Annotated in this window: 16 protein-coding genes; 11 read left to right on the top strand and 5 right to left on the bottom strand. The window is 70.8% G+C overall.

Annotated elements, in window-relative coordinates; genetic code table 11:
* Positions 1 to 1320 (bottom strand): ABC transporter permease subunit, encoded by a 1320-nt coding sequence (locus tag MUN74_RS13545; RefSeq protein ID WP_370647297.1) that lies wholly within the window; start codon positions 1318 to 1320, stop codon positions 1 to 3.
* 261 nt (positions 1321 to 1581) lie between these two features.
* On the opposite strand from MUN74_RS13545, the gene guaB reads away from it, so the two are divergent.
* Both guaB and MUN74_RS13555 read left to right on the top strand, forming a co-directional pair.
* Positions 1582 to 3084, top strand: coding sequence for an IMP dehydrogenase (guaB, locus tag MUN74_RS13550; RefSeq protein WP_244852868.1), 1503 nt, complete (start codon positions 1582 to 1584; stop codon positions 3082 to 3084).
* A 19-nt stretch (positions 3085 to 3103) separates the two neighbouring features.
* Positions 3104 to 3814, top strand: coding sequence for a hypothetical protein (locus MUN74_RS13555; RefSeq protein ID WP_244852869.1), 711 nt, complete (start codon positions 3104 to 3106; stop codon positions 3812 to 3814).
* A gap of 13 nt (positions 3815 to 3827) precedes the next feature.
* On the opposite strand, the gene MUN74_RS13560 is transcribed toward MUN74_RS13555, so the two are convergent.
* A complete protein-coding gene (locus MUN74_RS13560) occupies positions 3828 to 4337 on the bottom strand; it encodes a GNAT family N-acetyltransferase (protein WP_244856458.1) in 510 nt (169 codons plus the stop codon).
* A gap of 34 nt (positions 4338 to 4371) precedes the next feature.
* Positions 4372 to 5538, bottom strand: a complete 1167-nt coding sequence (locus MUN74_RS13565) for a MalY/PatB family protein (protein ID WP_244852870.1) — start codon at positions 5536 to 5538, stop codon at positions 4372 to 4374.
* Positions 5539 to 5683: 145 nt separating this feature from the next.
* On the opposite strand from MUN74_RS13565, the gene MUN74_RS13570 reads away from it, so the two are divergent.
* The 5 genes from MUN74_RS13570 (at position 5684) to MUN74_RS13590 (ending at position 11840) form a co-directional block, all read left to right on the top strand.
* On the top strand, positions 5684 to 7384 hold the full coding sequence (locus MUN74_RS13570; protein ID WP_244852872.1) for an ABC-F family ATP-binding cassette domain-containing protein: 1701 nt from the start codon (positions 5684 to 5686) through the stop codon (positions 7382 to 7384).
* 64 nt (positions 7385 to 7448) lie between these two features.
* Complete coding sequence (locus MUN74_RS13575; RefSeq protein WP_244852874.1) at positions 7449 to 7904, top strand: DUF6463 family protein; 456 nt, start codon at positions 7449 to 7451, stop codon at positions 7902 to 7904.
* Positions 7905 to 7913: 9 nt separating this feature from the next.
* Complete coding sequence (locus tag MUN74_RS13580; RefSeq protein WP_244852875.1) at positions 7914 to 9038, top strand: GuaB3 family IMP dehydrogenase-related protein; 1125 nt, start codon at positions 7914 to 7916, stop codon at positions 9036 to 9038.
* A gap of 161 nt (positions 9039 to 9199) precedes the next feature.
* The gene (locus MUN74_RS13585) at positions 9200 to 10930 is read left to right on the top strand and encodes a glycerol-3-phosphate dehydrogenase/oxidase (RefSeq protein ID WP_244852877.1); all 1731 of its coding nucleotides are present in this window, start codon (positions 9200 to 9202) and stop codon (positions 10928 to 10930) included.
* 79 nt (positions 10931 to 11009) lie between these two features.
* A complete protein-coding gene (locus MUN74_RS13590; protein ID WP_244852879.1) occupies positions 11010 to 11840 on the top strand; it encodes an SURF1 family protein in 831 nt (276 codons plus the stop codon).
* Here the strand turns inward: MUN74_RS13590 and MUN74_RS13595 are convergent.
* On the bottom strand, positions 11808 to 12212 hold the full coding sequence (locus tag MUN74_RS13595; protein WP_244852881.1) for a VOC family protein: 405 nt from the start codon (positions 12210 to 12212) through the stop codon (positions 11808 to 11810). The genes MUN74_RS13590 and MUN74_RS13595 overlap by 33 nt on opposite strands.
* 107 nt (positions 12213 to 12319) lie before the next feature.
* Here MUN74_RS13595 and MUN74_RS13600 point away from each other — a divergent pair, with 107 nt between their 5' ends.
* The 4 genes from MUN74_RS13600 (at position 12320) to MUN74_RS13615 (ending at position 16090) form a co-directional block, all read left to right on the top strand.
* Entirely contained in the window at positions 12320 to 12916 is a 597-nt protein-coding gene (locus MUN74_RS13600) for a TetR/AcrR family transcriptional regulator (RefSeq protein ID WP_244852883.1), read from the top strand.
* A gap of 9 nt (positions 12917 to 12925) precedes the next feature.
* A complete protein-coding gene (locus MUN74_RS13605; protein ID WP_244852885.1) occupies positions 12926 to 13444 on the top strand; it encodes a DUF3817 domain-containing protein in 519 nt (172 codons plus the stop codon).
* Positions 13441 to 15039, top strand: a complete 1599-nt coding sequence (gene guaA / locus MUN74_RS13610) for a glutamine-hydrolyzing GMP synthase (protein WP_244852886.1) — start codon at positions 13441 to 13443, stop codon at positions 15037 to 15039. The genes MUN74_RS13605 and guaA overlap by 4 nt, the downstream gene beginning before the upstream one ends.
* Before the next feature lie 103 nt (positions 15040 to 15142).
* Positions 15143 to 16090: an L-lactate dehydrogenase gene (locus MUN74_RS13615; RefSeq protein ID WP_244852888.1), complete on the top strand. Its 948-nt coding sequence runs from the start codon at positions 15143 to 15145 to the stop codon at positions 16088 to 16090.
* Between the two features lie 62 nt (positions 16091 to 16152).
* Here the strand turns inward: MUN74_RS13615 and MUN74_RS13620 are convergent, their stop codons facing one another.
* The gene (locus tag MUN74_RS13620) at positions 16153 to 16959 is read right to left on the bottom strand and encodes a Bax inhibitor-1/YccA family protein (protein WP_244852890.1); all 807 of its coding nucleotides are present in this window, start codon (positions 16957 to 16959) and stop codon (positions 16153 to 16155) included.
* Positions 16960 to 17051 lie beyond the last annotated feature (92 nt).

The raw sequence follows: 17051 nt of genomic DNA on the forward strand, positions 1-17051 counted from the left end.
CTAGCCGATCCGCTCTCGGCGACCGAGGATGCCCTGCGGACGCAGCAGCAGCACGAGGATCAGGATCACCAGTGCCGCGACGAACTTCATGTCCGCCGGAATCCAGAGCGTCGAGAGCTCGACGAACAGTCCGACGATGAGCGAGCCGATGAGGGCTCCGAATGCGGTGCCGAGACCGCCGAGGGTGACGGCGGCGAACACGAGCAGCAGGATCTGGAAGCCCATGTCCCAGCTCGCCCCGGGGCGGTAGTACGCCCAGAGGATGCCGCTGAGGCCCGCGAGCGCGGCGCCCAGCACCCACACGATGCGGATCGTGCGGTCGACGTCGATGCCGCTCGCGGAGGCGAGGCTCGGGTTGTCGGACACCGCGCGGGTCGCCTTGCCGATGCGGGTGCGCAGCAGGAAGAACGCGACCGCGAGGAGGACCACGATGCTGATGCCCATGCTCGCGACGTCGACCCACGACAGCGACAGCGGTCCGAGGTGGAACTCGGCGGGCGCTGCGCCGGGCAGCTGCCGAGTGCGGCCGCCGTAGAAGAACTGGTAGGTGTACCGCATCGCGAGGGCGAGGCCGATGCTCACGATCATGAGTTGGATGACGCCGACGCCTCGACGCCGCAACGGCTTCCACAGTGCCGCGTCGAGCGTCCAGCCGAGACCCGCGCTCAGGAGGATCGCGATGAGGATCGCGATCGCGATCGGCAGGCCGAGGATGTTCGCGAACGTCAGCGTCATGAGCGCGCCGAACGTGATCATCTCGGAGTGCGCGAAGTTGCTGAGGCCCGTGGTGCCGTAGATGAGCGAGAGGCCGATCGCCGCGAGTGCGAGCAGCAGGCCGAAGTTCAGGCCGTTCACGACGCGGTTGACGAGCTGGTCGAAGAACGACACGGTCACCCGCGTGCCCTCGCCGAGGAAGAAGTTCACCGACTTGTTGTTCGTCAGCCCGAACTCCGCCGTGCGGGGGTTCTCGCCCTTCGAGACGACGACGCCCTTCGGCAGGGTGTCCTCGTGCAGCTCGATCTTGTACTCGGTCTTCTCGGGCACGCCGAGCGTCCACTTGCCGTCGGCGTCGGTCTCGGTGTCGGCGGTGAATCCGCCGCCCTCGACCGTGATCTTCACGCCTTCGAGTGGTTCGTCGTTGTACTGCACATTGCCCGAGAAGTGGTACTCGTACTCGTCGGAAGCCGAGGCCGCACTCCCATCCTCCGCCACCGCAGGGGACGCTGCGATGCCGGACAGAGTGAGTGCGGACAGGAGAATTCCGAGGAGTAGGAGCCACCTCCCGCGGGAGCGAGTCTGGACAGATCTCGTGGGTTCCACTGCACCTCCAAGGAGTCACCGGAGAGCGTGGTGGGACCTCCGGGACCGGTCCTTTCCGTCGACGGCGTCGTCGACGGTACCTGCCGATTATGACCCATGCGCGGCATGCCCGTGTGCAGTCGTCGGTCGGAGACCTCCGATTGTGCTGGATCGTTATGAAGAACCGGGGGAATGCCTCCGGCGCGAACTCGCTTAACATTGATGCACCGCCACCCACCCACGAAGCCGACGAGCCGCGGGTGTCCGACACGAAGGGAAGTCATGGATCAGGCAGATCCGTTCGGATTCACGGGACTCACGTACGACGACGTCCTCCTCCTTCCTGGTCACACCGACGTGATCCCCTCCGAGGCCGACACGGCCTCGCGCCTCACCCGTCGCATCACCGTGGCGACTCCGCTGCTGTCGGCGGCGATGGACACCGTCACCGAAGCGCGCATGGCGATCGCCATGGCGCGCCAGGGCGGCATCGGAATCCTGCACCGCAACCTGTCGATCCAGGACCAGGCCGACATGGTCGATCGCGTCAAGCGCAGCGAATCGGGCATGGTCTCGAACCCGGTGACCACGACCCCGGATGCCTCGGTCGCCGACGTCGACGCGCTGTGCGCGATGTACCGCGTGAGCGGTCTCCCGGTCGTCGACGACGAGGGCAAGCTCGTCGGCATCATCTCGAACCGCGACATGCGCTTCGTCGCCGACTTCGAGAAGCCGTCGACCAAGGTCTCCGAGGTCATGACGAAGATGCCCCTCATCACGGGGCGGGTCGGCATGAACCCCGACGAGGCGCTCGCGATCTTCGCGAAGCACAAGGTCGAGAAGCTCCCGCTCGTCGACGACGAGGGGCATCTCACCGGCCTCATCACGGTCAAGGACTTCGACAAGAGCGAGCAGTACCCGTACGCCACGAAGGACGACGAGGGCCGCCTCCGGGTCGGTGCCGCGATGGGATTCTTCGGCGACGCGTGGGAGCGCGCCGAGGCGCTTCGCGACGCGGGCGTCGACGTGCTCGTCGTCGACACCGCGAACGGCGAGTCGGCGGGCGTGCTCGACATCATCCGCCGGCTGAAGGCCGACCCGACGTTCGCCCACATCGACGTCATCGGCGGCAACGTCGCGACCTACGAGGGTGCGAAGGCGCTCGTCGAGGCCGGCGCCGACGCGGTCAAGGTCGGCGTGGGCCCGGGCTCGATCTGCACGACGCGCGTCGTGGCCGGTGTGGGTGTTCCCCAGATCACCGCCGTGTACGAGGCATCCAAGGCGACCAAGCCCGCAGGTGTGCCGCTGATCGCCGACGGCGGCCTGCAGTACTCGGGCGACATCGCGAAGGCGCTCGTCGCCGGAGCCGACACCGTCATGCTCGGTTCGCTCCTCGCCGGCACGGCCGAGAGCCCCGGCGAGCTCGTCTTCCAGAACGGCAAGCAGTTCAAGGCCTACCGGGGCATGGGGTCGCTGGGTGCGCTGCAGACCCGCGGCAAGAAGACGTCGTACTCGAAGGACCGCTACTTCCAGGCCGACGTGCCGAGCGACGACAAGCTGATCCCCGAGGGCATCGAGGGCCAGGTGCCGTACCGCGGTCCGCTGTCGGCGGTCGCGTACCAGCTCATCGGCGGGCTGCGCCAGTCGATGTTCTACGTCGGCGCCCGCACGATCGCCGAGCTGAAGACGAAGGGCCGCTTCGTGCGCATCACGCCCGCGGGCCTCAAGGAGTCGCACCCGCACGACGTGCAGATCGTCGTCGAGGCGCCGAACTACACGCGCTGACGCGCGGCCGCCCAGCCGCGTGGACGCACTGGAGTACGCGCGCGTCGTGCAGAAGCACGTGCTCGTGCGCGACCCCGACGGGGTCGAGCGCGTGCTGATCGGCGAGGCACCGGCGTACGCCGAGCGTCTCCACGAGATCGCCGGGCGGGTGAGGGTCGACCCGGCCGACGTACTCCCGTTCGCGATGGTCCTGCTCGCCGTGGCGGCGATCGGGTGCGCGATCGCCGCGCTGCCGACCCGGCGAGCCGACCCGCCGGGCCCCGCCGTCGCGTTCACGATCGGTGTCTTCGCGATGCTCAGCGCGCTCACGATGTGGCTCTCGGCGCCGGTCGCGTTGGGCATCGAGCCGCGGCTGGCGCCGTGGTTCTGGCTGGGTGCGGTCGCGACGCTGACGACCGCCACGATCGCGGTGGCGTGCATGATCGCCCGGCGTCGACTGCCTCGTGACGTCGAGCGCGAAGCGGTCGTCGACGAATTCCGGGCGCGGGTGCAGGTCGAACTCCGCTCCGTGCGCGAGCGGGCCGAAGGCGAGGCGGCCGCTGCCTATGCGCTCCTCGAGCCCGAGCAGCGTGCCTCGCTCGAGCGCGCGCAGCTCGCCGCCCGCGCCGAGCTGCAGCGCCGCGGCATCCCCGTGCCGGCGCAGGTGCCGACACCGCCCGGCAGCGGCATCGTCCGACAGGCTGTCGATCTCGGCATCGTCGCGTCGGGTGCCGCGACGGTCGAGCGCTGATCGGTGTCGGCGATCACGCCAGCTCCCTGATGTAGCAGAGCATGCGGTAGTCGGTGCCCGGTTCGACGTTCACGAAGCCGTGGCGTTCGTAGAAGCGGCGCGCGTCGACATCGATCTCGTCGACGTTGATGTGCATCTCGCCGCCCCCGCGCCGGAGCACCTCGGCGATCGCGTGCTCGAGGAGCGTCGTGCCGATGCCCGAGCCGCGCAGGGCGGGCATCACGTAGAGCTCGTCGAGCACGGCGAGCGGGCCGTCGCAGTACACCGTCGGCCGGAGGGTGACGAGGGCGTAGCCCGTGGGGTCGCCGCCGCCCGCATCGTCGCCCGCGAACAGCACGAACCCGTCGGGGTCGGCGATGAGCCGCCGGAAGCGCGGCTCGAGCACCTCGCGGCTCGGGGTCGGCGTGTCGAACTCCTCGGCGAACTCGACCTGCAGGCGGGCCGCAGTCGCGGCGTCGTCGGGCACGGCGATGCGGATGCCTCGGGTCGAGGCATTCGGGCCGTGGGCGTCGCTCGTGGTCATCGTGCTCATCCCCGATCCGGAGTCCGGAGGCACGTCAGGCGGGGGTCTGCCCGGCGGCGTCGGCGATGCGGGTGATCGCTTCGCCGAGCACCTCGGGCGTGCAGGCGAAGTTCAGCCTGACGTGGCCGCGCCCGACCTCCTTGCCGAACATCGTGCCGATGCCGAGCGCGACCCGGGCCCGCTCGAGTGCGACCGCCGCGGGGTCGTCGCCCCAGCCGAGGGCGGAGAGGTCGAGCCAGGCGAGGTACGTCGCGTCGGGGATGCGGTAGCGCACGCCCGGCAGCTCGTCGGCGAGCAGGTCCGCGAGCAGGCGCCGGTTGTCGTCGAGGCTCGCGAGCACCCCGTCGAGCCAGTGCCCGCCCTCGCGGAACGCGGCGACCGACGCGATCGAGCCGAACTGGCTCATGCGCCACTCGACCTCGTAGGGCATGGCCTTCCGTACCGCGTCGCCGCGGTCGGAGGCGGTCACGATCATCGCGGCCTTGAGCCCGGCGAGGTTGAACGCCTTCGACGCGGCCGTCACGGTCACACCGTGCTCGCGGGCGGCGTCGGAGACGGTGAGGAACGGCGTGTAGACCGTGCCCGGCTGCGAGAGCGGTCCGTGCACCTCGTCGGAGACGATCGTCGCACCGTGGCGTGCGGCGACCTCGGCGAGGGCGGCGAGCTCGTCACGCGAGGGCACGAGCCCGATCGGGTTGTGCGGGTTGCACAGCACCATGGCCTTCGCCCCCGCGGCGAACGCGGCGTCGATGCCCTCGAGGTCGAGGGCCCAGCCCTCGTCGATGCCGCCGCGCATCGGCACCTCGACGACCCGGGCCGAGGCCTCGGTGACCACGTCGAAGAACGGCGGGTAGATCGGCGGCGTGATGACGACGCCGTCGCCGGGTGCGGTCACCTGGCGCAGCACCTCGACGAGCCCCATCGCGACGTCGCCCGTGCAGGTCACCCGACCGGGGTCGACCTGCCAGCCGAACCGCTCGGCCGCGAACGGCGCGAACGCCTCGGCGACGGGCCGGCTGCCGGCGGCGTAGCCCGTGTCGGAACGGTCGACCGCCGCGTGCAGCGCCGCCGCGATCGGCTCGGCGAGCGGGTAGTCCATCTCGGCGACGGGCAGCGGCAGCACGTCGGCGTCATAGTGCCGCCACTTCTCGCTCGTGCGGGTGCGGAGGACGTCGAGGGGCTCAGCGGCGATGCGATGCATGCCTCCAGCTTGCCGCAGATCGCCCGGGACTGGCAGGGCGCATCCGCGGCATGTATTCTGGTCGGCTGCCCAGCTCTGCTCGACACCTGGCGGCGCGACCGCGGGCGTCCCGATTCCGGTCGCAGACCGATCGGATCACGAACCCATGGGCTTCATCGACGTCAACGGCGTCTCGTACTCGCTTCCCGACGGGCGGCCCCTGCTCGCGCGGCTCGCCTTCCGCGTCGCCGAGGGGCGGACGACCGCGCTCATCGGCGCCAACGGCGCCGGCAAGTCGACGCTGCTGCGCATCATCCGCGGCGATCTGCGGCCCGACGAGGGCAGCGTGCAGGTCGACGGCGGGCTGGGCGTGATGGACCAGTTCGTCGGCACCGGGCGAACCGTCGAGGGGGCGGATGCCACGGTCGCAGGTCTCCTCGTCTCGGTGGCGCCGACCCGCATCAGGCAGGCCGCGCTCGAGCTCGAGGCATCCGAGAACGCCCTCATCGAGCACGACGACACCGACGCGCAGATGCGGTACGCGACCGCGCTCGCCGAGTACGCCGAGGCCGGCGGCTACGAGCAGGAGGTCGTCTGGGACCACTGCACGCAGGCGGCGCTCGGCATCCCGTACGAGCGGGCGAAGTGGCGCGAGCTCTCGACCCTCTCGGGCGGCGAGCAGAAGCGGCTCGCGCTCGAGGCGCTGCTGCGGGGTCCCGAGCAGGTGCTGCTGCTCGACGAGCCCGACAACTCGCTCGACGTGCCCGGGAAGCGCTGGCTCGAGGAGCGCCTGCGCGAGACGCCGAAGACGGTCCTCCTCGTCTCGCACGACCGCGAGCTGCTCGCGCGCGCCGCCGACCGCATCGTGACGATCGAGCTCGGGGCCGCCGGCAACACCGCGTGGGTGCACGGCGGCAGCTTCGAGGGCTACCACGCGGCGCGCGACGCACGGTTCGAGCGGCTCGACGAGCTGCGCCGTCGCTGGGACGAGCAGCACGCGGCCCTCAAGGCGCTCATGCTGCGGATGCGCGAGAAGGCGAAGTACAACTCCGACATGGCCGCCGCGTACAAGGCGGCGGTCACCCGGCTCGCGAAGTTCGAGGAGGACGGCCCGCCCGAGGAGCGCCCGCCGGCGCAGGCCGTCTCGATGCGGCTGCGCGGCTCGCGCACGGGCAAGCGCGCCGTCGTGTGCGAAGGGCTCGAGCTCACCGGGCTCATGCGGCCGTTCGACCTCGAGGTCTGGTACGGCGACCGGGTCGCCGTGCTCGGTTCGAACGGATCGGGCAAGAGTCACTTCCTGCGGCTGCTCGCGGGCGGCGGCACCGAGCCCGACCGCACGCTCGGCCACGTGACGAGCGTGGGGGAGACCCTCGTCCGCGTGCCTCACGAGGGACGTGCGGTGCTCGGTGCGCGGGTCGTGCCGGGCTGGTTCGCCCAGAACCACGAGCATCCCGAGTTCCGCGGACGCACGCTCCTGGACATCCTGCACCGCGGCGATGCGAACCGCGACGGCATGGCACGGGAGGCCGCGAGCTCGGCGCTCGACCGCTACGGGCTCGCGGGGTCGGCGCTGCAGAACTTCGAACAGCTCTCGGGCGGGCAGCAGGCCCGTTTCCAGATCCTGCTGCTCGAGCTGTCGGGTGCGACCCTGCTGCTGCTCGACGAGCCCACCGACAACCTCGACCTCGTCTCGGCCGAGGCGCTCGAGGAGGCGCTCGAACGCTTCGACGGCACGGTGCTCGCGGTCACGCACGATCGCTGGTTCACGCGGAGCTTCGACCGGTTCGTGGTGTTCGCCGAGTCGGGCGACGTCGTCGAGACGGACGCGCCCGTGTGGGACGAGAAGCGGGTCGCGCGAGCGCGCTGAACCGTGACGGCCTCACCCGATCGGGTGAGGCGCTGACGTCGCGTGTGCGCCCAGACTGATCGGCATGACGAGACGACGGAACGACCAGCGGACGGCGATCGCCGGACCGGCCCTCATCATCGTGTGCGCACTGCACAGCGTGGTCGGCGGGCTCGCAGCCTCGCCGGTGGTGGGCCAGGCGCTCGCCGACGGCTGGTACGGAGCGATGACGAGCGGCCTCGAGGTGGCGCTCTGGTTCTTGATGACCGGGTTCTTCGGTCTGGCACTGGGCGTCGCGATGACCTCCCTCGAACGGGCCGGGCGGATGCCGTGGCCGGTCAGCATCGCGCTGCTCGCGATCGCGCTGATCGGGGTGGCGGCGGCGCCCGTGTCGGGATTCCTGCTCGTGCTCGTGGCGGGCGTCATCGCGGTCGTGCAGTCGGCGCGTCTGCAGCGCCGGCGGGCATCGGATGCTCCGGGCGCGGGTGAGTCCGCGGTCGGGACGCCGGACCCCCGAGTGATCGCCGGGGGCGACCGGTAGGGTGGAACGGTGAGCCAGGAGATCGAGATCGGCCGCTCCAAGCGGGGCCGGCGAGTGTACGCGTTCGACGACATCGCGATCGTGCCGAGCAGGCGAACGCGCGACCCCGAAGACGTCTCGGTCGCCTGGTCGATCGACGCGTACCAGTTCGACATCCCGTTCCTGGCCGCGCCCATGGACTCGGTCGTCTCGCCGCAGACGGCGATCATGATGGGCAAGCTGGGCGGCCTCGGCGTGCTCGACCTCGAGGGCCTGTGGACCCGTTACGACGACCCGGCGCCCGTGCTCGCCGAGATCCGCAACCTCCCGGCCGACCGTGCCACCGAGCGCATGCAGCAGCTTTACGCCGCGCCGATCAAGCCCGAGCTCGTGACGGCGCGTCTCGCCGAGATCCGCGCCGCGGGCGTGACCGTCGCCGGCGCCCTGTCGCCGCAGCGCACGCAGGAGCTCTACGAGACCGTCGTCGCCGCGGGCGTCGACCTCTTCGTCATCCGCGGCACGACCGTCTCGGCCGAGCACGTGTCGAAGAACCAGGAGCCGCTGAACCTCAAGAAGTTCATCTACGAGCTCGACGTTCCCGTGATCGTCGGCGGCGCGGCGACCTACACGGCAGCCCTGCACCTCATGCGCACGGGCGCGGCCGGCGTGCTCGTCGGCTTCGGCGGCGGCGCCGCATCGACGACCCGCACGACGCTCGGCATCCACGCCCCGATGGCCACCGCGGTGGCCGACGTCGCGGGTGCTCGCCGCGACTACCTCGACGAGTCGGGCGGCCGGTACGTGCACGTCATCGCCGACGGCGGCGTCGGCACGGCGGGCGACATCGTCAAGGCCGTCGCGTGCGGCGCCGACGCGGTCATGCTCGGTGCGGCGCTCGCCCGCGCGACCGACGCACCCGGCGGCGGCTACCACTGGGGCGCCGAGGCGCACCACGCGAAGCTGCCCCGTGGCCGCCGTGTGCAGGTCGGCCAGGTCGCCCCGCTCGAGGAGGTGCTCTACGGCCCGGCACCCGCCGCCGACGGCACTGCGAACCTCGTCGGGGCGCTCAAGAAGTCGATGGCCACCACCGGGTACTCCGACCTCAAGGAGTTCCAGCGGGTCGAGGTCGTCGTCGAGCCGTACCTCGGGTCGTAACGCGCGAGGCGGTATCGCGACGCGTCCTGGTTTCGAGACGGCGCCGGCGCGCCTCCTCAACCCTCCGCCTTCATCGGGCGCTCCTCAACCTGCGTGAACTCGGGTAGCGTTGAAATCGGATCACGCGGCCCGGCCCTGAGCCGCGGGGATGGGGTGGCACGATGGCCAAGCTCAAGTCGGTGACGCGTTCGCAGAAGCTCGGACCGGAGGAGCGCGACGCCGCGATCGCGCGCCTCAAAGAGAAGGAGCTCGACGTGCTCGTCGTCGGCGGCGGCATCGTCGGCACCGGCTCGGCGCTCGACGCGGTCACCCGCGGGCTCTCGACCGGCCTGCTCGAGGCCCGCGACTGGGGCTCGGGCACGTCGAGCCGTTCGTCGAAGCTCGTGCACGGCGGCATCCGCTACCTCGAGCAGCTCGACTTCCGGCTCGTGCGCGAGGCGCTCATCGAGCGCGGACTGCTGCTGCAGCGCATCGCGCCGCACCTGGTCAAGCCCGTGCGGTTCCTCTACCCGCTGAAGAAGCGCGTCTTCGAGCGCTTCTACGTCGGCGCGGGCATGATGCTCTACGACATCTTCAGCTACACGGGCGGGCGTCCGCCCGGGGTCCCGCACCACCGGCACCTCTCCAAGCGACAGGTCATGCGCGCCATCCCGTCGCTCTCGAAGGATGCCCTCGTCGGCGGCCTCACGTACTACGACGCCCAGGTCGACGACGCCCGCTATGTCGCATCCCTCGCCCGCACCGCGAGCTTCTACGGCGCCCACGTCGCGAGCCGCGTGAAGGTGGAGGGCTTCATCAAGGTCGGCGAGCGCGTCGTCGGCGTCCGGGCGCACGACCTGCAGAACGACGAGCACTTCGAGATCCGCGCGAAGCAGGTCGTGAACGCGACGGGCGTCTGGACGGACGACACGCAGCGCATGGTCGGCGAACGCGGCACCTTCAAGGTGCGCGCGTCGAAGGGCATCCACCTCGTCGTGCCGCGCGACCGCATCCAATCGGCGATGGGCATGATCTTCCGCACCGAGAAGAGCGTGCTCTTCGTCATCCCGTGGGGCCGGCACTGGCTCATCGGCACGACCGACACCGACTGGAACCTCGACAAGGCGCACCCGGCGGCGACCGCGGCCGACATCGACTACCTGCTCGAGCACGTGAACCGGGTGCTCGCGGTGCCGCTCACGCGCGAAGACGTCGAGGGCGTCTACGCCGGGCTCCGGCCGCTGCTCGCCGGCGAGAGCGACCAGACCTCGAAGCTCTCGCGCGAGCACCTCGTCGCGCACACGGTGCCCGGCCTCGTCGTCATCGCCGGCGGCAAGTGGACCACCTACCGGGTGATGGCGAAGGACGCGATCGACGCCGCCGTCGACGCGCTCGACGGCAAGGTGCCGGCGTCGACCACGCAGGACATCCCGCTGCTCGGCGCCGAGGGCTACCAGGCGGCGTGGAACAAGCGCGGCAAGATCGCCCGCGCGTTCGACGTGCACAAGGTGCGCATCGAGCACCTGCTGAACCGCTACGGCACGCTCACCGATGAGCTGCTCGACCTCATCCGCAACGACCCCGAGCTCGGCGAACCGCTGCCGGGCGCCGACGACTACCTCGCCGCCGAGGTCGTCTACGCCGCGTCCCACGAGGGCGCGCTGCACCTCGACGACGTGCTCGCCCGCCGCACCCGCATCTCGATCGAGGCGTGGGACCGCGGCGTCTCGGCGGCCCCCGTCGCGGCGAAGCTCATGGGCAGGGTGCTCGGCTGGGACGAGGCGCGTGAGACGCTCGAGGTCGAGCGCTACCTGCAGCGGGTCGCGGCCGAGCGCGCCTCGCAGGAGCAGCCCGATGACGAGTCCGCCGACCGGGTGCGGCTCGAGGCGCCCGACATCGTGAAGGTCGATTGAGCCTGCCCCGTTCGGGTCTCGGTGGGCTTCGCGCCTCGACCACCGGGTTCACAGCCGCGCGCGGGTAGGCTTGTCGATCGTGTCCGCCGACTCACGCCGCGCCGTCGTGCGCATGATGCTGCGCCCGCGCTGGATCGCCGCGCTCCTCGCCGCGCTCGCCGTCGCCGCGGGCTTCGCCCTCCTCGGCCAGTGGCAGATCGAGCGCGCCGTCGAGCAGGCGGTCGTCGTCGAACGGCCGACCGAGAAGGTGGTGCCGTTCGACGGCGTCGCCGAACCCGACGCGCCGACCCGCCAGGTGTCGACCGCCCAACGCGTCGAGGTCACCGGCACCTACGTGCCGGGTGACACGGTCATCGTCGAGGGTCGGCTCAACGAGGGCGTCCTCGGCTACTGGGCGGTCGCCCACCTCGAGGTCGCGGATGCCCCGGCCGGAGGCATCCCGATCGCCCTCGGCTGGGCGCCCGACGAGCAGCAGGTGCGTGCCGCGATCGACGAGTTCGAGGCGGGGCTCGACGGCACGTCGCAGGTGAGCATCGTCGGCCGGTTCCTGCCGAGCGAGGCGCCGGTCGCACCCGACGCCGACGCCGATCCGTTCACGATGACGACGGTGGCGTCGGCCCAACTCGTGAACCTGTGGGCCGACTACGACGACAAGCCGGCCTACTTCGGCTACATCACGGCCGCTGAGCCCGTCGCCGGGCTCGACGCGATCTCGTCGCCGCCGCCCGAGCAGACGGCCGAGCTCAACTGGCTGAACGTCTTCTACGCGGTGGAGTGGGCGGTGTTCGCGGGCTTCGCGATCTACCTCTGGTACCGGCTCGTGCGCGACGCGGTCGAACGCGAGCGCGACGAGGCCGAGGCGACAGCCGGCGCCGGATCACCCGCCGAAGGCGGCGACGAACTCGGGTGACGGCTCGATCTCGGTGATCACGTCGACGAGCACGCCGCCGGGGTCGCTGACGATCACGTGGCGTTGTCCGAACGGCTCGCTGCGGAGCGCCTGCACGATCGGCACCCCGGATGCCGCGAGCCGGGCCGCGATCTCGTCGACGTCGTCGACCTCGAGGTTGACGAGCACGCCGCGCGCGGCAGCGCCATAGCCCGCCGGAACCGACTCGTGAGCGGGGTCGAGCAGCGCGAGCTCGTGCCCGCCGTCGGGATGCCGCAGGCTCACGTACCAGTCGGCCTCGAAGGCGGTGTCGAATCCGAAGTGCTCGCGGTAGAAGCGCGCGCTCGCCGCGACGTCGGTCGAGCCGAGCACGGGGTAGCAACTGAGCAGCATTGAGTTCCTCCTCGGAGTGGTGCCGGGTGCACGCGGAAAATACATACACACTGTATGTATGTGTCATGATCGGTGACGTACAGTGTGCATGTCAACCGGGAGGGCACGTGGCGACGAAGGCCGAACAGCGCGATCGCACGCGCGCCGAGATCGTGCGCATCGCGACCCGGCGATTCGCCGCCGACGGCTACGCGGGGGTCGCGCTCGACGACGTGATGAGCGAGGCCGGTCTCACCCGAGGCGCGCTCTACCACCACTTCGGCAGCAAGCGCGGGCTCTTCCAGGCGGTCGTCGAGCAGGCGCAGCTGGGTGTCGCGAGTGCCGTCGAACAGGCGACGGCCGACCACGACGAGGTGCTCGAGGGGTTCCTCGCCGGCTGCCGGGCGTTCCTCGAGGCGAGCCTCGCACCCGAGGTCCGTCGCATCCTGCTCGTCGAGGGCCCGGCCGTGCTCGGCTGGGGGGAGTGGCGCGAGGGCGACCTCGAGTCGAGCGTCCGGTTGCTCGACGAGGGCGTCGCCGAGCTCGCCGCCGCCGGGGTCATCGACGACCGCGCGCTCGACACCGTCGCGACGATGCTGTCGGGGGCGCTCAACGAGGTCGCGATCGCGAACGCCGGCTCGCCCGAACCCGACCGGGGCATCGACGACGCCGTCGCGATGCTGCGCCGCTTCCTGCTGGGGCTTCGCCCAGCCGACGCCACGTAGACTGTACGCATGCCCCTCGAGCCCAAACTCGCCGATCTGCCGCGCATTCGCGGGGCGCTGAAGTTCTACCAGGTGGCCTCGGTCATCACCGGCGTCATGCTGCTGCTGCTCTGCGCCGAGATGATCGTGAAGTACGTGTTCCACTACGAGCTCTTCGCGTTCGGCCCCAACGGGTTCGTGACCTTCGAACCGGTGCTCGAGACGGCGTCGGGCCTCGAGTCGACCGGTCAGGGCGTGAACCTCTCGACCGGCATCCTCATCGCCCACGGCTGGTTCTACGTCGTGTACCTCTTCAGCGACTTCCGCCTCTGGAGCCTCATGCGCTGGCCGTTCACGCGGTTCATCGTGATCGCGCTCGGCGGCATCATCCCGTTCCTCTCGTTCTTCCTCGAGGCGCGCATCGGGCGCGAGGTGCGCACGTACCTCGACCGGCGCGAAGCCGCGTCCGTCGCCGGCGACGCCGCCGCGGCCCCGGTCACCCCCGAGGCATCCGACCCCACCCCCGACTCCGTGGAGGCACAGCAGTGACCGACCAGCAGACCGAGCAGAGGCCCGTCCTCGTCGTCGACTTCGGCGCGCAGTACGCGCAGCTGATCGCCCGACGCGTGCGCGAGGCGTCCGTGTACTCCGAGATCGTGCCGCACTCGATCTCGGCCGACGAGGTGCGCGCGAAGAACCCGATCGGCATCGTGCTGTCGGGCGGGCCCTCGTCGGTGTACGAGCAGGGCGCCCCGCAGCTCGACGAGGAGATCCTCGAGCTCGGCGTGCCGACGCTCGGCATCTGCTACGGCTTCCAGGTCATGGCGCGCCACTTCGGCGGCGAGGTCGCCGAGACCGGCGCCCGCGAGTACGGCGCGACCGCCGCGAACGTGACGACTGAGCCCGTTGACGGTGGCTCGGTCAACGCCCTTCTCGTCGACCAGCCCGCCGCGCAGACCGTGTGGATGAGCCACGGCGACTCGGTCGCCCGCGCCCCCGAGGGCTTCGACGTGCTCGCCTCGACCGAGTCGACCCCGGTCGCCGCGTTCGCGAACGACGAGCGCAAGCTCTACGGCGTGCAGTGGCACCCCGAGGTGAAGCACACGCCGTTCGGCCAGGGCATCATCGAGAACTTCCTGCACCGGGCAGCCGGCATCCCCGCCGAGTGGAACTCGGGCAACGTCATCGCCGAGCAGGTCGCCCGCATCCGCGAGCAGGTGGGTGACGCGCGCGTCATCTCCGCGCTCTCGGGCGGCGTCGACTCGGCCGTCTCGACCGCGCTCGTGCAGCGCGCCGTCGGCGACCAGCTCACCGCGGTCTTCGTCGACCACGGGCTGCTGCGCAAGGGCGAGCGCGAGCAGGTGCAGAACGACTACGTCGCCGCGACCGGCGTGCGTCTCGTCACGATCGACGCCGAGGACACGTTCCTCGACGCGCTCGCCGGGGTCACCGACCCCGAGGAGAAGCGCAAGATCATCGGCCGCGAGTTCATCCGCGCGTTCGAGGCCGCCGAGCGCGACCTCATCGCGGAGGCCGCCGCCGACGGCCAGCCCATCAAGTTCCTCGTACAGGGCACGCTGTATCCCGACGTCGTCGAGTCGGGCGGCGGTTCGGGCACCGCGAACATCAAGAGCCACCACAACGTCGGCGGTCTCCCCGAAGACCTGCAGTTCGAGCTGGTCGAGCCGCTGCGCACCCTCTTCAAGGACGAGGTGCGCGCGATCGGCCGCGAGTTGGGCCTGCCCGAGGCGATCGTCGGCCGCCAGCCGTTCCCCGGCCCGGGTCTCGGCATCCGCATCGTCGGCGAGGTCACCCGCGACCGGCTCGAGCTGCTGCGCGACGCCGACGCGATCGCCCGTGAAGAGCTCACCAAGGCGGGGCTCGACCAGGAGATCTGGCAGTGCCCGGTCGTGCTGCTCGCCGACGTGCGCTCGGTGGGCGTGCAGGGCGACGGCCGCACCTACGGCCACCCGATCGTGCTGCGCCCCGTCTCCAGCGAAGACGCGATGACCGCCGACTGGACCCGCCTGCCCTACGACGTGCTCGCGAAGATCTCGAACCGCATCACCAACGAGGTGCGCGAGGTCAACCGCGTCGTGCTCGACGTCACGTCGAAGCCGCCGGGGACCATCGAGTGGGAGTGATCACTCCCTGACGTGAACGGCCGCCTTCGGGCGGCCGTTCGTCGTTCCGGCGCCGGCGTGACGAGCAGTGCCGCATTTCGGAACGGGCTGCCAGACTGGCGGCATGGGTGTCGTCGAGAACAGCAAGCTGACCGTCGTCGGGGCCGGGGCGGTGGGGTCGAGCCTCGCCTACGCCGCGCTCATCAGGGACTCGGCGGCCGAGGTCGCCCTGTACGACATCGCGGCCGAGAAGGTCGAGGCCGAGGTGCTCGACCTCGCCCACGGCACCCAGTTCACGCGATCGCGGGTCGTCGGCGGCGCCGACCTGGCCGTCGTCGAGGGCTCGCACGTCATCGTCGTCACCGCCGGTGCGAAGCAGGAGCCGGGCCAGACGCGCATGGATCTCGCCGCGACGAACGTCGGCATCCTCGAGCGACTGCTGCCTGCGCTGCTCGAGCGCGCGCCCGGTGCCGTCGTCATCCTCGTGACGAACCCCGTCGACGTGCTCACGGTCGCGGCGCAGCGCATCACGGGACTGCCGCCCGAGCGGGTGTTCGGCTCGGGGACCGTGCTCGACACGTCGCGCCTGCGCTGGCTCCTCGCCGAACGTGCGGGCGTCTCGACGTCGAGCGTGCACGCGAACATCGTCGGCGAGCACGGCGACACCGAGTTCCCGCTCTGGTCGGAGGCGCGCATCGGGCCGGTGCCGATCCTCGACTGGCGGGGCGGCGACCGGTTCACGGCTGACGAGCTCGACCGCATCGCCCGTGAGGTGCGCGATGCGGCATACACGGTCATCCGCGGCAAGGGCGCCACGAACTACGCGATCGGGCTCACCGGCGCCCGCATCGTCGAGGCCGTGCTGCGTGACGAGCACGCCGTGCTCCCCGTGAGCACCGTGCACGGACCCGCGATCCCCGAGCTCGAGGGCGTCGCGCTGTCGCTGCCGAGCGTCGTCGACGGCGAGGGCGCCCGGCCGATCGTCGGCACGCCGTTCTCCGAGCGCGAGCGCGCCCAGCTCGCGGCATCCGCCGACGCGATCAGGGCGGCCGCGGCGGCGTTCGGGTACTGAGCTCCGAACGCCGAACGGCCGCCCCCTCCGAGAGGGACGGCCGTTTCGAAGTGCGCGAGACGCTAGTTGCGCGCGATGGCGAGCATGCGCAGGATCTCGAGGTAGAGCCAGATGACGGTGACCATGATGCCGAAGACGCCGGTCCACTCGTACTTCTTCGGGGCGCGGTTGCGCACGCCCTGCTGGATGAAGTCGAAGTCGAGCACGAGCGAGTACGCCGCCATGATCACGACGAGCACGCCGAGGATGAGCCCGAGGGGGATGCCGGCGATCTCCGTGCCGCGAAGGCCCCACGGGTTGCTGTTCACGCCGAAGACCATGAGGCCCCAGTTCACGAGCGAGAACACGAGGTACCCGACCATCGCGATGAGGAAGACCTTGGTCGCCTTCTTCGACGCGCGGATCTTGCCCGAGGCGAAGAGCGCGAGGGTCACGCCGAACACGACGAGCGTCGCGAGCACGGCCTGTGCGACGATGCCGCCGCCGAACGACAGCTCGTACCAGGCCGAGATGCCGCCGACGAAGACGCCCTGCACGGCCGAGTAGGCGAGGATCAGCGCGGGCGACGGCTCGCGCTTGAAGACGTTGACGAGCGCGAGCACGAAGCCGACGATGCCCGCGCCGACCCAGAGGAAGGGCAGGGTGTCGAGCGTCAGCCAGCCGATCGCGGCGCCGACGAGCAGCAGGCCGAAGCCCGCGACGGACTTCGCGATCGTCGTCTCGACGGCCATCGTCTCGCCGGCGGGCGGGGTCGCCGGCTGGTTGTACATCTCCTGCAGCTGCTGGGCCGAGATGTCTTGCGCTGCGGCCACGGCTCCCTGCTGCGAGAAGGCGGAGTTCCGCGAGAATGCGGGATTGTCGAGAGCCATGGGTTCCTCTGCTTTCGGCTGTCGTCGGATGCGGGGGATCGGCGACCGGATGCGGCATCCGTGCCAGGTAACAAACCTATCGGATGTGTTCG

The organism is Agromyces sp. H17E-10, assembly GCF_022919715.1.
Taxonomy (GTDB): Bacteria; Actinomycetota; Actinomycetes; order Actinomycetales; family Microbacteriaceae; genus Agromyces.

Coding starts and splice junctions, on each gene's coding strand:
- guaB (WP_244852868.1), top strand. CDS start 1,582: ATGGATCAGGCAGATCCGTTCGGATTCACGGGACTCACGTACGACGAC.
- MUN74_RS13560 (WP_244856458.1), bottom strand. CDS start 4,337: ATGACCACGAGCGACGCCCACGGCCCGAATGCCTCGACCCGAGGCATC.
- MUN74_RS13565 (WP_244852870.1), bottom strand. CDS start 5,538: ATGCATCGCATCGCCGCTGAGCCCCTCGACGTCCTCCGCACCCGCACG.
- MUN74_RS13570 (WP_244852872.1), top strand. CDS start 5,684: ATGGGCTTCATCGACGTCAACGGCGTCTCGTACTCGCTTCCCGACGGG.
- MUN74_RS13575 (WP_244852874.1), top strand. CDS start 7,449: ATGACGAGACGACGGAACGACCAGCGGACGGCGATCGCCGGACCGGCC.
- MUN74_RS13585 (WP_244852877.1), top strand. CDS start 9,200: ATGGCCAAGCTCAAGTCGGTGACGCGTTCGCAGAAGCTCGGACCGGAG.
- MUN74_RS13595 (WP_244852881.1), bottom strand. CDS start 12,212: ATGCTGCTCAGTTGCTACCCCGTGCTCGGCTCGACCGACGTCGCGGCG.
- MUN74_RS13605 (WP_244852885.1), top strand. CDS start 12,926: ATGCCCCTCGAGCCCAAACTCGCCGATCTGCCGCGCATTCGCGGGGCG.
- MUN74_RS13615 (WP_244852888.1), top strand. CDS start 15,143: ATGGGTGTCGTCGAGAACAGCAAGCTGACCGTCGTCGGGGCCGGGGCG.
- MUN74_RS13620 (WP_244852890.1), bottom strand. CDS start 16,959: ATGGCTCTCGACAATCCCGCATTCTCGCGGAACTCCGCCTTCTCGCAG.